The organism is Anaerolineales bacterium (genome assembly GCA_037382465.1).
In the GTDB taxonomy this organism is placed as follows: domain Bacteria; phylum Chloroflexota; class Anaerolineae; order Anaerolineales; family E44-bin32; genus WVZH01.
On the sequence record JARRPX010000014.1, the window covers coordinates 32,495 to 45,448 of the forward strand.

The following is a 12,954-nucleotide window of genomic DNA, read 5'->3' on the forward strand; positions in this document are numbered from 1 at the left end:
GCAGATCGAACGGCAAGCTATGGACCTACGTTGTCAACGGCAGCGCCATCGTGATCGTACATCCGTGGCCGACCCCCTCGCTTTCCGCCCAGATACGACCATGATGCGCTTCGACGATCGCTTTGGCGATGGCCAGGCCCAGCCCTAAACCTTCGTAGCGCCGTTTCATGTGATCGTCCACCTGATAGAACCCGATGAAAATCCGGTCGAGTTGTTCCGCAGGGATGCCGATGCCGTTATCGTTGACCTCGATCCACGCTTCGCGCCCCTTTCTTTCCAACATGAGCTGAATATGACCATCGGCGGGCGTGAAGCGCATCGAGTTGTTCAATACGTTGACCAAAGCCAGGGTAAGCTTCCTTTCGTCGGCAAGAATTTCGATCGGCGTTTCGGGCAGTTGAAGTGTGAACGTCTGGCCTTTGGTTTCGACCAAGCCGATCACCTCGTCGTGTGCGGTTTGAACAATCTTCTGTAACGACGTTTCAGTGGTTTCCATTTCTGCCGAACCCGCCTGCAGCATGTTCATGTTCGTCATTGCTTCGATTAATGCGCGCATGCGCAGCGCGGAGGACAGGACGGCGTCGGCGTGTTCCGAGGCTTTCGTATCCGTGCCCTCCTTCAGCAGTGCGGCGTATCCCATGATCAATCCCAACGGCGTACGCAGTTCGTGCGAAGCGATGGCGATGAAATCGCTTTTCAAGCGGTCGAGTTCTCCCAATTCATCGTAGGCGCGCTTGAGTGCCTCGACCAGGTGTGCGTTGTTGAGCGCAACGGCGGCCTGGGAAGCGATGTTGGATAGGGTTTGCAGATCCATCTCATCGAAACGCCCGTGCCGTTTGTTGAGCGCCTCCAGTACCCCCGTCACTTTATCTCGAATGCGCAAGGGAACCGCGATGAGCGAACGGACCTCGAGGTCGATCGTCTCACTTACGTTGCTGAAGTGCCGCGAATCACCTTCGACCTCGTTGATGATCAAGGGCTCGTCATCCCGAAAAACCGTACCGGCGATCGATCCTTCAAGCGGTACGGGAATCTTGCGCAGTTCGCTCGGATCCGAGCCGGTCGCGGCGACGAAGCAAAGTTCGTGCGTCTTCTCATCCGCAAGAAGGATCGAAGCCTCTTCGCTTTCGAGTAAGTCGGCAGCGGATTCTGTGATGAACTGCAGCAGTCGATCGAGATCCAGCGTTGAATTTAGCGTGACGCTGATCTCGACCAGACGAGAGAGGCGGATCACCATGCGGCGTAGATCTTCGATATCGAACGATGGAACGGTTTCGTCCATGATTCAAGTTTATGCCAGATGGGTTGCCTTGTCCATGCGGCATTGTCCCGTATGTGCGTTCGTTGTATACTTCCTCACGGTTTCGATCGAATTCCAAGGATGAATTGCAGATGAAAGTCTCTTGTCTACAAGAAAATTTGGCCAGCGGGTTGAGCACCGTTGCGCGTGCGGTTGCCCAACGCAGCACGCTGCCCGTTCTGGGGAACGTGCTTGTCGCCGCCGAAGACGGCCGTCTTCGGCTCTCAGCCACCAACCTCGAGATGGGAATTACCTGCTGGATTGGGGCGAAGGTCGAAGAAGATGGTTCGACAACCATTCCGGCGCGAACGTTTGTCGACCTGGTGAACACGTTTCCCACGGATAAGGTCGAAATGGAACTGGACACCCGCACGCAAACGATCAACGTGCGGTGCGGGGTTTTCAACAATGAGATCAAGTGCATCGATGCTCAAGAGTTCCCCCCATTGCCGCCATCCGATCTGGATGACGGGCTGGAACTCAACATCGAAGACTTGCGCGAGATCATCCGCCAGGTCATTTTTGCTGCGTCCGCCGATGATGCACGACCGGTGCTAACTGGCGTTCTCGTCGAAATAGACGGCGACAAGATGACGATGGCGGCCGCGGATGGATTCCGCCTCTCTGTACGAAAGGCGCAGCTTTCATCACCGGCGAGCGGCCCCTTGAAAGCCATCATTCCTGCTCGCGCGTTGGCAGAACTGGCCCGCGTGATCTCGGAGGACGACGAAATTGTGACCATGCATCTTCCTCCCAATCGCGGTCAGGTGATCTTTCGCAGCACGAACGCCGAACTTGTCTCGCAGCTCATCGAAGGCACGTTCCCGGATTTCCAGGGCATCATCCCCACGAGTCACACGACCCGGAGTGTACTGCCCACGGGTGCATTCCTGAAAGCCTGCAAGGCGGCCGATATATTTGCCCGTGAAGCGGCGCATTCTGCGCGTTTGCGGATCACGCCGGGAAGTGAGCTCGAACCGGGCGTCGTCGAAGTGTCGGCGACCGCCGCGGAGACCGGGTCAAACGAAAGCATCGTCGATGCTACGATTGAGGGTGAGCCGATCGAAATCGCCTTTAATGTACGTTTCCTGGCTGAGGCGCTGAACGTCATCGAAGCGCCCAACGTCGCTCTTGAAACCACCGGAGCTTCTTCCCCGGGTGTACTTCGCCCCGTCGACCAGACCGACTTCATCCATGTGATCATGCCCATGCATCTCGGTCGCTGAAAATCGTATCGAAGGGGGAAGCCGCAGATTTAGATTGACGACCCATCTCCCCTTCNNNNGGAGATGGGTCGTTAATCTAAATCTGTGGCTTCCCCCGTTAATTCTCCACTCGAAAACGCGAATCGCAGTTGAGTGCATTTAGGTGATTTGAGGGACCAAGAGCCACGAGCAAACATGGACGGAAAAGGAGACTCCAGGGGATGAGCAAACGCCAGAGATCGCTGATCATCGCCTTGGCCAGTGTTGCGCTCGTCATTGCGGTTGGGGGTGGGTACTACGTCTTGTGGGACTCGGGCATCATCGGCTCCACGTCGAACACAACTCCCACAGGATCGGAGGGGGCGCAGCCCGAACCGACAAGTACATCCGCTGGTTCGAGCGTCGATTTGCCCCCTGCGTGGACTCCAACGCCGTTTGGTTTTTCAGAAATCGATGTTGCCCAATGGGGCCTCCAGCTTCCGGATTTCCCCCTCGGATTCGAGAAAGAACCGATGGATGAAACGGGGATTCCGCCGGGTCTTGCGAACGGAATTGAGGACGCCACGCTCGTTAAGCGTTTCGCATTTTCTGAAGAGGGCGACTCTCCTCAATTGCTCATCGGCTTCACGCTGTATATTCCAAGTAAAAGCGGACAAGCAAAATTCGATGAACTAATATCAAACCCCGAGTTCATCGTTGACGATATCCTCTCCTCGTTTGATCACAACGGGATATTGGAACAAGATGAAATCTATGGCTTGGAGGGGATCGGGGACTACTCCTACGGACTGACCTGTGTTCTGGACATGGAAGCCGTAGAAATGCGCGTGGACGGCCTCGGCTTCCGCAGGGACATCGCCGGTGCGCTTTTGTTTGTCCTTCACATCGACGGATATCCGCTGGAAATCTCCGTTCAAGACCTGGCCGAGATTTTAGACCAGCGGATCATCCCCACATTGCCGAGCAATCCGTAGGTCCGATCCGTTTTTGGTGAAACGCGACCAACTCGTGTTCCGGCATCTGGATGCAGAAACACGCACTCGGCGTTTGCGCGGCTTACCCGGGGTTCGATATGATTGATTTTCAAGGGCAAAACGGTCGATGCATCATTCCGGTCAGGATCGAGGTGGCTTCGGTATGACAAGGGGACAGATAACGATACTCGCCGTTTTGGCTGTGCTTAGCCTCGTGGTAGTTATTGGCGGGGGATATTATGTGCTTGCCGATTCCGGTATCATCGGAGCCAATGAAAACGAAGTTGTCGCTCGGCCCCCGACAACCAGAACTCCGATCCCCTCCGATGAATCTTCACCCACATCGGCTCCCGATAAAACAGCCGGCAAGCTTCTTCCACCCACGTGGACTCCTACCCCGTTTGGTCTCTCAGAAATCGATTACGCACAATGGTCACTACGGCTTTCGGATCTGCCGGAGGGATTCAAGATATCACCCGTTGAAGCGTTCGATTCAGAATCTGGCCTCATCGGCGAGGATGGTCGAGGCACAATGGTTAATTCGTTTGCCTTCACGAAAGAGGGCGACGACTCCCAATTTGTCTTCGGCATCACAGGCCTGATCCTGGAGCACGAGCAGCAGGAATTCGACGCACAGATCTCCCGGCCGGAAATGTCGGTCGAGGAGGTCGTCAATTCCCTGGATCACAACGGTATTTTGGAGCAAGAGGAAATCGGCGGTTTGGAAGATCTCGGGGATGTTGCCGTTGGCTATCATTATCTCCTGGACATGGAAGGTATCGAACTGCGTTTGAACGTCATCGTTTTCCGCAGGGACATTGCCGGGGTAATGATGTTCACGGGTTACGTAGACGGCTATCCGGAGGCGGCTTCTGTTCGAGAGCTTGCATATACGTTGGATCAACGCATTCTTCCGACGTTGCCAAAAATCCTTAGCCGGGTATTACTTGTGGGTGCAGGATTTCGTTCTGCACAGGCAGCCTGTCGTAATGGCGTGCAACCGGTGTATGATTAACACATTCTACGGTCGCTTATCCTGGGACTACCGTTGATGAGAAATCAAGACATGCGCAATTTCAGTCAGGGACGAAGCCGCTTCGGTATGACGGGCAAACAAATTGCGTTTCTGGCCGTTTTGGCCGTACTCACCTTCAGCGTCATCATTGGGGGTGGATACTACGTTCTCAGCGATTCGGGACTCATCGGCGGCGCGGAGACCAGACTTGTGGGGCAATCTCCAGCGACGCCGACGATGACTTCTACGAGCAAACCCTCGCCGTCTCCGAGCGTGACCCCCGAAACGGTGGAAAGCAACCTGCTGCCCGCCACATGGACTCCAACGCCAACGTTGACCGAAGTGCCCATCGATACCGCTTCCTGGACATTGGAACGGGATGATTTGACGGCCGATTTCGAGGCGACTACCCTGGAAGAGCTGGGCATTGTATCGGACAATCTTCTCTTTGAGGGGGAGTATCCTCTGATCAATATTTTTAGTTTCATCGACTCCAACGAAGAGTTCGAAGGAATCTACGGCTGGACGTTCCTGATCGAAGACGAGTCGGATCAAGCCGCCTTCGATTCCGATATCCGGGAGATGGATCTTTTTACGGAGCAAATGATCGAAGATCTCAGTGTGGAAGAGGTGATCGATCAACAAGAATTAGGAATGCCGGCGGATCTGGGCGATTTTTCACGGGCAATTACCGTCGTTGCGAAGATCGAAGATGTGGATTTTCGATTCGATATGGTTCTGTTCCGCCGTGATGCCGCGGGAGTGTACTGTGTCACTATTTATCTGGACGGAGAAATCGCCGTCATGCCCATTCAAGATGTAGCGTTGAAGATCGACGCCCATATCCAAGAATCGTATCCCTAGAGATGTAAGGACGTAACGCCAATCATCGATTGTCTCGGCGTTCGTGGCTTCACTTCCACCAGGATGAGGGGCGCTCGTCTGATTTCCAGCCGTGTTCACCGATCAGTGGAACAAATGAGACCGGAACGACGTGTTCGCGTTTGAACTGTCCTCCGAGTCTCTGCCAGCACTCGAGAATTTGTCCGGTTTGGCCGCCAACGGGCAGCACCAACCTGCCTCCGTCGTCCAACTGCTCTTTCAGTGGATCCGGCACGTCCGGTGCCGCCGCGGTCACGATAATTCCACCATATGGTGCGTGCTCAGGTAAACCGCAGGATCCATCGGCAACGATCACTTCCACGTTGTCGAGCGCAAGAGAGTGCAGCGTTTGTCGGGCTTTATTGGCCAATTCTTCGATGCGTTCCAGGGAATATACCTTTTTGGCCAAGTGCGCGAGGACTGCTGCCTGATAGCCGGACCCCGTTCCGACTTCGAGGACGGTTTCGGAGCCGGTAAGCTCGAGCAGTTCACTCATCAACGCAACGATGTATGGCTGAGATATCGTCTGGCGGCATCCGATCGGCAGGGGTGCATCTGCGTAAGCCACTTCACGATTTTCGTCGGGAACAAAGAGGTGTCGGGGAACTTTGAGCATGGCGTCGAGAACGCGGGCATCAGATATGCCTCGATTGCGTAGCTGCCGCTCTACCATGCGCTCGCGCGCTTCTCGAATCTGCTCTTCTTTCATCATCCCCCTCGATTATACAATTCCGAAGAATGAGAGAGAAGTGCAGCGCCTACGCTGGAACGTGGCCGAGGTGGACAGGAAAGTCGTGTCGTTTCAAACGGTGCGTTGTTCCTTCCATACATCGGCTTCGTTGTGATATCCGGCCTGCTCCCAGAAACCGAGGCGATCGGAGGCCATAAACTCCAGGCCCCTCAACCATTTTCCACCTTTCCACAGGTAAAGATCTTTCAAGTCCTTGCGCCCTGGAATCGACCCGACGACGCCCCTCAGAGGATAACCATGACCCGGCTCGATGGGCGCTTCGTCGAATTGTATGGCCAAAAGGAAATTATCGGCCAGCGCGACTTCAATGGGTATGTTTACTGTGAATCCGTTCTCACAATGCTGCATAACGTATCGGGCCGAAGGTTTTAGATCGATGAAGCCGGCGTTAACGATAGATTTCAAGGCCACGCCTTCCCAGAGTGTGTCGAATTTGCTCCATCTCGTGACGCAGTGCAAGTCCAGTGTGACTTTCGTGCGAGGTAGTTCCTGGAATTCTGTCCAGGTCCAGGATTTTGGTTGTTCGACTTCGCCCCAGATGCGGAAGGTCCACGCCTGGGGAGCGAAGGAAGGAACGGAGCCGTAATGCAAAACCGGAAACTTCAGCGTCGCAGATTGGCCGGGTGGTAGGCGGCCAGCTTTACGCATCTCGGTTTCCAGTTCGCGGCGATCATCCCGTGAAGTTAACATAAATGTGCTGCCTCCGGCACTGATTTAAACCACGGCTGCCAAGTCCCAGAATACGATTGTAGCAGTATCCATAGTATCACAGACTCAGAAGCGAAGCCCCCGGATCTCGTTGTAAGTAAGCGAATGGAAGATGGGAATGGGTCGCTTTGCGTTATTTCGAACCATCTAGCATGGCCTCTGCGTGGTTCATTCCACTTCGGTGGACTTGGGTATAGAGCGAAACGATGTCCGCTGTTTGTTCGCTGGACGGCGATTCCTATCCGGCATGGGACAGAATGGCTTTGCGCATGGCGCGGATGTGGTCGGCGGTGCTTCCGCAACATGCACCGATTATCCGCGCACCAAGGGCGGAAACCCTTAAGGCATGCTCGGCCATGATCTCCGGCGAGGCGTCGTAGGTTGTTTTACCTTCATGAAGTCGCGGCATCCCCGCATTGGATTTGGCCACTAAAATTTTGGAGGGCGCAGCGGCGTGCATCTTGGCGATCACAACTTCGATCTCCTCCGGTCCGTTGCCGCAATTTGCGCCGATGGCTGACAGGTTGAAGTCTGCCAGATTCGCGACAGCGTCTTCGGGGGAAACCCCCATCGATGTATGGCCGTGCGTATCGAAGGTCATCGTGGCGACGAGTGGGAGGTCGGTGCCTGCTTGAATGCAACCCCGCAGGGCGGCGTGTACTTCCTGTAAATCCGACATCGTCTCGATCCAGAGTACGTCGACGCCTCCGTCGATCAATCCCGATGCCTGCTCCGTAAAAATCGTCTCCGCCTCAGTGGGTGACAGGTCACCCAGCGGTTCCATCAATCTACCGGTCGGACCGAGGGAACCACCAACGAGGATGGGCTCTTCTGCGGCATCCGCTTCACCGCGTGCGATTTTTGCGGCCGCCCGATTTATTTCCCGCGTTCTTTCCGCCAATTTATGTCGCCCGAGGCGGGCGCGATTTCCGCCGAACGAGTTGGTCAGAATGATCTGTGCACCGGCATCGATGTAACCTCGGTGGATCTTCGCGATCCTATCTGGGTGCTCGAGATTCCACATTTCAGGCGCGGTTCCCCGGTCGAGTCCCAATGAAAAGAGCGTGGTGCCCATGCCCCCGTCTGCAAGGACCACGCCTTCTCCACTCATGAGATCGTCCCAAGCAGTCATCATTCTCGATTCCTTTCAGCGGCACACGGTAGAAGTCGAAAGCACGCGCTCGTCGGGAAGGATCATTCTGCTCTTTGGTAACGCAGGATCAAAGCAAGCCCGCCCAGGATGAGGATAGCAGGCCAGAAGAAATGGCTGATCGTAGCGAACACCGCCGGGCTTATCTCTTCGAGCAGGAATATACCGCCAAACACAACCAGCGTTCCACCGAGGATCAATGCTATCTGATCGCCTGATGTGCGCGCTGCGCCGCTGATTTGATTTTGGATCGAATGTGCCTTCTCCGATTTCACCAACTCCTCATCCGAAGGGAGTACGATCAAAAGCACCAGATAGAGGATCGCGCCCACACCCTGCGCAAACAGCAGCAGCACGAATACCAGGCGGATCAATGTCGAGTCGATGTTGAAATATGCGCCCAATCCGCCGCACACTCCCGCGATCATTTTATCGGTGCTGCTGCGTCTCATCCTTTTCGTTTCCATGGTAACGCTCTCCACAACCTTCTGCTAGGAACATCGCCGACGACCAGCCGGCGGCTGCCTTCCGAGATCGAATGAAGTCAACGCACACTCATGGCCATCGGAAGATACTTTGGAGTAAATAGAGTGCACCGGCAGCGATCAGCACAATGGGCCACACAGGAGCCTGAAAATCGTTGGCGCCGAAAATGGAACCGAATATCGCCACACACAACATGCTGATCTTGATCAAATTCAACCCTTCGCGGAGCGCCTGTCTAAATCCCGTACCGAGCAATCCGGAGAGAATGACACCGATTCCCACGAAACCCGGTATCAGGGCCCAGGCGTAGGACCAGCTCGCCCAATTGTTGGTTACGTTTTGCCAATACAGTAAGGCACCAATCCCACCCACGATGCAGGCGGGCACCGCCATCGCCGGTACGCCGATCATTAAACCCATGATCAACAACAGCAGTCCGACGCCGATGATAATCGTGGGCCAATTACGGCCTGGATCCAGCCATTCATACCAATTTGGAGACAACTGGCCAACCAAAAATGCGATCCCGAGTAAAATCAACACCAATCCCGCACCGAGATTAGAGCGTCGCTTTTTATCCATGCAAACCTCCTGATGTTCTTTAACATAATATACGGCAGATTGGCTCCGGCGTCGCGCGTTTTTCCGGGTTATCAGCACTTGTTCGGGAACGTCTGCTGATTTTACGTTATCTATGCAATTATTTCGAATCGAGGACGGTCATCAATTCGCGGCTATCGTCGCAGATGTTTTGAAGGTGCGGTCGGATCTGGATGGAGGCGATGGGGTTAGGCCCTATGCCGTCAGGTTAGTGGCTATCCCAGGGGTTCTCGAAAGTCGAAGATCCCATCTCGTATCGCCCACATCCGTCCACATGCTGCACACCGAATTCCCTCGTCGTTCGATTGCATATCGTTCGATTCACAAGCGGGGCACTTCCAAAAATTTTCTCTTACGGATTTTTGCGACTCGGCGATCGATCTGCAGCGTACGAACATACTCGGCGATAACTGCCAGCATGCACCGGTCCACTGCAGTGCCGAATCAAGCGTTACCAGAAGATCGAGTGGCGCGAGTCGTTTCAGGATGGCAATTCGAAAGTGGGAAACCGATAATTGACGTTCGAGCTTGAAGCCCGCCTCATCCAACCACTTGCGCACGGTTTTGGGATGGAAGTCGAAATTCAATTCGGCGAATTCGACGGGTTCAGGGTCGAATGGACTCCAGGATTGCCGCCTCAGAAGCCAGCGGATTATCGCCTTTATGTTCCGCTTATTCGCATATTCCAGCACGAAAACACTCTGAGGTTTGAGCGCAACTCGTATTTGACGCAGGGCTGCGAAGGGATCGGCCATGTGATGCAGGGTGCGGATCATCGTGGCGCCGTCGAAAACAGACTCGGCAAAGGGCAGGTGATACACGTCTCCTGCCACGTAGCAATAACGCGAACTGTCACCGAGGCGGCGGCGGGCTTGCTGCAGCTGCGAATACGAATAATCAAGAAGAACGATTCTTTGAAAGCCCGAGTAGCGCGGTGTGTTCCGCCCTGCACCTGCACCCACCTCGAGCAGCAAGTTGCCCTCAGCCGGCAGTAAACGTCGCAATGCGACGGCTTCGACACGATCCTCGTAGACACGATCGGCGTTTTCCCAGAAACGTGTCTGGTAATCGGATCCTTCGTAATCGCAGACGGGCGGGCGGTCCTTTTGCATTCCACATCACCATAGAAAAACCGGGGCATGTCGCCGCCGGTGTTTGCTGATCGTTTCGATTGTACCCTCAAGTTGCGCTGCATGGGAAGGAAGAACGTTTCAACCCGCAGTTCGAACGCGCATTCGTCTGCAGTTAATTCCGTTCCATGCAATCCAAACAGAGAAAAGGCGCATCAGCGGATGCGTGGCTTTCAGGAATGCATCCGGGTTTTGTTATTGGTCTTCGAATCGGGATTCGTCGATCAGGCGCTCCCGCTTGGTTTTATCGTCCTGCGGCTCGATGCGCCCTTGTTTACGATCGGCCTGGTACCGGGCTTCCGCCTGCGTCAACTCGGAGGGCGTCGCCCGGCGAACGAGTCCCAACTTTCCACAGTGCGGGCAGCGCTCGAGTTTTCCGAAAAACACGTTGAGCGAAAAGACGTGGCGGCTGAAAGGCAGGCCGCAGCGAGAGCACACCGCACCGCCGGCAGCGCCGTATTCTCCGAGGTGAAATTCCTTCTTGCGACCGAAAAGAGAAGAAGCCAAAACACCGGCGACGCCAATTACGACAATTAGAATAAACAAAGGAATAATAATCACCGAGGCCGATTTCCAGCCCTGCTCGGCGCTGACGAACTCGAAGCGCAAAACCTTACTCTGCAGCGACGCGCCGCCGGCCGTCGAACCGACGGCCTGGATGGTGTGGACTCCGAGGCTGTAATCCGAAGTATGGAATTTGAATTCGAAGGGGGAATCGGCATCATGAAATACCAACGTATCGTCGATCATGAAATCCACGCTGCGGAGATCGGCCGGACCCGAGGCCGAGAGCGTGAAGCTGCCCTGGATCTGTCCGCCCATACTGAAGCCGAAATCTCTGCGCAGATTCAAGGTGAGCGAACCGGTTTCGTCCTGTGCCGAAGCAAAGCGAAGCGGAACGAGAAGTGCCAAAAGCAAGAGAATGATCGATGTGCGTCGAGTCGTATTTTTCATGAGGTTATTTCCAACGCGTGAGAATCGTCTCACGCTGAAAGAGATGTGTGGCCAGAGCCACCAATCCGGCGTCTATCACCAGAAGGACGGCGGCCATCCAGAGGATCAGACGGTCGTTGATGAAGAACAGTCCGGTGATTTGGCCGAAGAAGACTCCCAATAGCGGCAGGATGACCAGCATCGAGAGCTGCTCGGCGACCCGGGGATCGTTGGCTCTCGAAGAGACCATCACCGCCACGCTGACTGCAGCAATCGACAACAGCGGGCCTACGACGAAAATCGCCGTCAGCCAGAGCACATCCGCCAATCGACTCAACACGACGGGACTGGCCGAGAGCATGCGTGCCCCTACTGCGAAGATTATAAATCCAAGCCACGTCGCGCCAATCGCAGGTAGAATGGCCGCCAGGCCTTTGCCGGCCAGCAGTTCTACCGTGGTTATCGGTGTGGCCAGGACCGGCTCCAGTGTTCGTGTGGATTTCTCACCGACGATGCTGTACGAGGCAATCGTAACGGGAATGGCCAAGGGCATGATCATGAAAAGCAGCATGAATTGGCTGATGATGAAATATTGGCTGCATTCTGCGGCGTTCATCTGATCACCGCATAATTGTGTGAATCCGCTGGGCATGTCCGCAGACGAAAGACCGCTGACATCCGCCGAACTGCGGGTCGCGTAGAGCATGATCAACGGGAGCGCGGTGAAAATGATGGGCAGGAAGGCAACAGTGAAGAGCACAAAGCGGTTCTTGAACACCTCCGCCCATTCTTTGCGAACGATAATCCAAACCTTGTTCATCCATCACCTCTGTCGTCGGTATGCGACGCGTTTTTGCATTCCGTTACTTCGAATCGTCGGCGTCATGATCCTGCGGATTGACCAGCCGTAAATACACATCTTCGAGCGACCGCCGCAGCTCGCCGACGAATTGAATATCGGCGCCCATTTCGACCAATGCCCGAACGATGGCGGGATTGTTTTCCTCGGGTTCGTCGAGGCCAACCACCAATTTCCCGTCCATCGTTTCCACGGAGCGCACGAATGGAAAGTTCTCGATCCGTTCGACGAAACCCGGATGGATGCCGCGCAGATGGAAAACCACCGTGCGGGCGTAGACGGAACGCCGCAGCGCGGAAGGTGTATCGAGCGCCAGAATATGTTGGTTGAAAACCGCGATGCGATCGCACAATCGATCCGCTTCATCCAGATTGTGCGTGCACATGAAGATCGTACGCCCTTCGCTGCGAAGTTCGGCGATGAAATCCCGCACCAGGCGCGCTGCTTCCGGATCGAGGCCGCTGGTCGGCTCGTCGAGGAACAAAATCTGAGGCTCGTGCAGCAGGGCCCGGGCGATGGCCAACTTTTGGCGCATACCTTTCGAAAACTGGGCAACCGCTTCCTGGCGTCGATCCCACAATTCCAGCATGCGCAGATAGCGTTCGACCTGCCCGGGAACGTCTTCGACTTCGTAGAGACGGGCGAAGAAATCCAGATTGCGCTCGGCGCTGAGGCGATCGTACAATCCCGGCGATTCGGTCAGGATGCCCACCACTCTGCGGATCTGGGTATCCTCCTTGCCGAGTTCGAAGCCTGCTACCACCGCGCTTCCGGATGTGGGGGCGATCAACGCTGTCAACATGCGGATCGTCGTCGTTTTCCCGGCGCCGTTCGGACCCAGAAAGCCGAACACCTCACCGGAGTTCACCTCCAGGCTCAATCGATCCACGGCAACGACGTCGTTAAACTGCTTGGTCAATGAATCGGTTTTTATCATCTTCTCAACCTGTCAGACCACACA

14 protein-coding genes are annotated in these 12,954 nt (G+C 55.2%); 4 read left to right on the plus strand and 10 right to left on the minus strand.

Annotated elements, in window-relative coordinates; genetic code table 11:
- Nucleotides 1–25: 25 nt before the first annotated feature.
- Nucleotides 26–1,282 carry a GAF domain-containing sensor histidine kinase gene (locus P8Z34_05610; GenBank protein ID MEJ2550142.1) on the minus strand — a complete coding sequence of 419 codons (1,257 nt, stop codon included), beginning with the start codon at nt 1,280–1,282 and terminating at the stop codon, nt 26–28.
- Nucleotides 1,283–1,392: 110 nt separating this feature from the next.
- On the opposite strand from P8Z34_05610, the gene dnaN reads away from it, so the two are divergent.
- The 4 genes from dnaN to P8Z34_05630 all read left to right on the plus strand — a co-directional run bounded on the left by dnaN (nt 1,393) and on the right by P8Z34_05630 (nt 5,358).
- The gene (gene dnaN, locus P8Z34_05615) at nt 1,393–2,526 is read left to right on the plus strand and encodes a DNA polymerase III subunit beta (GenBank protein MEJ2550143.1); all 1,134 of its coding nucleotides are present in this window, start codon (nt 1,393–1,395) and stop codon (nt 2,524–2,526) included.
- A 200-nt stretch (nt 2,527–2,726) separates the two neighbouring features.
- Nucleotides 2,727–3,479 (plus strand): hypothetical protein, encoded by a 753-nt coding sequence (locus P8Z34_05620; GenBank protein ID MEJ2550144.1) that lies wholly within the window; start codon nt 2,727–2,729, stop codon nt 3,477–3,479.
- A 532-nt stretch (nt 3,480–4,011) separates the two neighbouring features.
- Nucleotides 4,012–4,494, plus strand: coding sequence for a hypothetical protein (locus tag P8Z34_05625; GenBank protein ID MEJ2550145.1), 483 nt, complete (start codon nt 4,012–4,014; stop codon nt 4,492–4,494).
- 36 nt (nt 4,495–4,530) lie between these two features.
- Nucleotides 4,531–5,358 carry a hypothetical protein gene (locus P8Z34_05630; GenBank protein ID MEJ2550146.1) on the plus strand — a complete coding sequence of 276 codons (828 nt, stop codon included), beginning with the start codon at nt 4,531–4,533 and terminating at the stop codon, nt 5,356–5,358.
- Between the two features lie 49 nt (nt 5,359–5,407).
- On the opposite strand, the gene P8Z34_05635 is transcribed toward P8Z34_05630, so the two are convergent.
- The 9 genes from P8Z34_05635 to P8Z34_05675 all read right to left on the minus strand — a co-directional run bounded on the left by P8Z34_05635 (nt 5,408) and on the right by P8Z34_05675 (nt 12,930).
- Nucleotides 5,408–6,085: a protein-L-isoaspartate(D-aspartate) O-methyltransferase gene (locus tag P8Z34_05635; protein MEJ2550147.1), complete on the minus strand. Its 678-nt coding sequence runs from the start codon at nt 6,083–6,085 to the stop codon at nt 5,408–5,410.
- A 93-nt stretch (nt 6,086–6,178) separates the two neighbouring features.
- Complete coding sequence (locus P8Z34_05640; GenBank protein MEJ2550148.1) at nt 6,179–6,775, minus strand: molybdopterin-dependent oxidoreductase; 597 nt, start codon at nt 6,773–6,775, stop codon at nt 6,179–6,181.
- A gap of 298 nt (nt 6,776–7,073) precedes the next feature.
- Nucleotides 7,074–7,970 (minus strand): betaine--homocysteine S-methyltransferase, encoded by an 897-nt coding sequence (bmt, locus tag P8Z34_05645; GenBank protein MEJ2550149.1) that lies wholly within the window; start codon nt 7,968–7,970, stop codon nt 7,074–7,076.
- A gap of 59 nt (nt 7,971–8,029) precedes the next feature.
- Nucleotides 8,030–8,452, minus strand: coding sequence for a PspC domain-containing protein (locus P8Z34_05650; GenBank protein ID MEJ2550150.1), 423 nt, complete (start codon nt 8,450–8,452; stop codon nt 8,030–8,032).
- A gap of 88 nt (nt 8,453–8,540) precedes the next feature.
- The gene (locus P8Z34_05655; protein ID MEJ2550151.1) at nt 8,541–9,053 is read right to left on the minus strand and encodes a hypothetical protein; all 513 of its coding nucleotides are present in this window, start codon (nt 9,051–9,053) and stop codon (nt 8,541–8,543) included.
- A gap of 233 nt (nt 9,054–9,286) precedes the next feature.
- Nucleotides 9,287–10,183, minus strand: a complete 897-nt coding sequence (locus tag P8Z34_05660) for a class I SAM-dependent methyltransferase (GenBank protein ID MEJ2550152.1) — start codon at nt 10,181–10,183, stop codon at nt 9,287–9,289.
- A gap of 213 nt (nt 10,184–10,396) precedes the next feature.
- The gene (locus tag P8Z34_05665; protein ID MEJ2550153.1) at nt 10,397–11,155 is read right to left on the minus strand and encodes an Ig-like domain-containing protein; all 759 of its coding nucleotides are present in this window, start codon (nt 11,153–11,155) and stop codon (nt 10,397–10,399) included.
- Between the two features lie 4 nt (nt 11,156–11,159).
- Nucleotides 11,160–11,954, minus strand: coding sequence for an ABC transporter permease subunit (locus tag P8Z34_05670; GenBank protein MEJ2550154.1), 795 nt, complete (start codon nt 11,952–11,954; stop codon nt 11,160–11,162).
- A 43-nt stretch (nt 11,955–11,997) separates the two neighbouring features.
- Nucleotides 11,998–12,930 (minus strand): ABC transporter ATP-binding protein, encoded by a 933-nt coding sequence (locus P8Z34_05675; protein MEJ2550155.1) that lies wholly within the window; start codon nt 12,928–12,930, stop codon nt 11,998–12,000.
- Nucleotides 12,931–12,954: the final 24 nt, after the last annotated feature.

Bases quoted from the DNA above. Each gene is read 5' to 3' on its own strand.
- P8Z34_05610 (MEJ2550142.1), bottom strand. From the start codon at position 1,282: ATGGACGAAACCGTTCCATCGTTCGATATCGAAGATCTACGCCGCATG.
- dnaN (MEJ2550143.1), top strand. From the start codon at position 1,393: ATGAAAGTCTCTTGTCTACAAGAAAATTTGGCCAGCGGGTTGAGCACC.
- P8Z34_05620 (MEJ2550144.1), top strand. From the start codon at position 2,727: ATGAGCAAACGCCAGAGATCGCTGATCATCGCCTTGGCCAGTGTTGCG.
- P8Z34_05625 (MEJ2550145.1), top strand. From the start codon at position 4,012: ATGGTTAATTCGTTTGCCTTCACGAAAGAGGGCGACGACTCCCAATTT.
- P8Z34_05630 (MEJ2550146.1), top strand. From the start codon at position 4,531: ATGAGAAATCAAGACATGCGCAATTTCAGTCAGGGACGAAGCCGCTTC.
- P8Z34_05635 (MEJ2550147.1), bottom strand. From the start codon at position 6,085: ATGAAAGAAGAGCAGATTCGAGAAGCGCGCGAGCGCATGGTAGAGCGG.
- P8Z34_05640 (MEJ2550148.1), bottom strand. From the start codon at position 6,775: ATGCGTAAAGCTGGCCGCCTACCACCCGGCCAATCTGCGACGCTGAAG.
- bmt (MEJ2550149.1), bottom strand. From the start codon at position 7,970: ATGATGACTGCTTGGGACGATCTCATGAGTGGAGAAGGCGTGGTCCTT.
- P8Z34_05650 (MEJ2550150.1), bottom strand. From the start codon at position 8,452: ATGGAAACGAAAAGGATGAGACGCAGCAGCACCGATAAAATGATCGCG.
- P8Z34_05655 (MEJ2550151.1), bottom strand. From the start codon at position 9,053: ATGGATAAAAAGCGACGCTCTAATCTCGGTGCGGGATTGGTGTTGATT.
- P8Z34_05660 (MEJ2550152.1), bottom strand. From the start codon at position 10,183: ATGCAAAAGGACCGCCCGCCCGTCTGCGATTACGAAGGATCCGATTAC.
- P8Z34_05665 (MEJ2550153.1), bottom strand. From the start codon at position 11,155: ATGAAAAATACGACTCGACGCACATCGATCATTCTCTTGCTTTTGGCA.
- P8Z34_05670 (MEJ2550154.1), bottom strand. From the start codon at position 11,954: ATGAACAAGGTTTGGATTATCGTTCGCAAAGAATGGGCGGAGGTGTTC.
- P8Z34_05675 (MEJ2550155.1), bottom strand. From the start codon at position 12,930: ATGATAAAAACCGATTCATTGACCAAGCAGTTTAACGACGTCGTTGCC.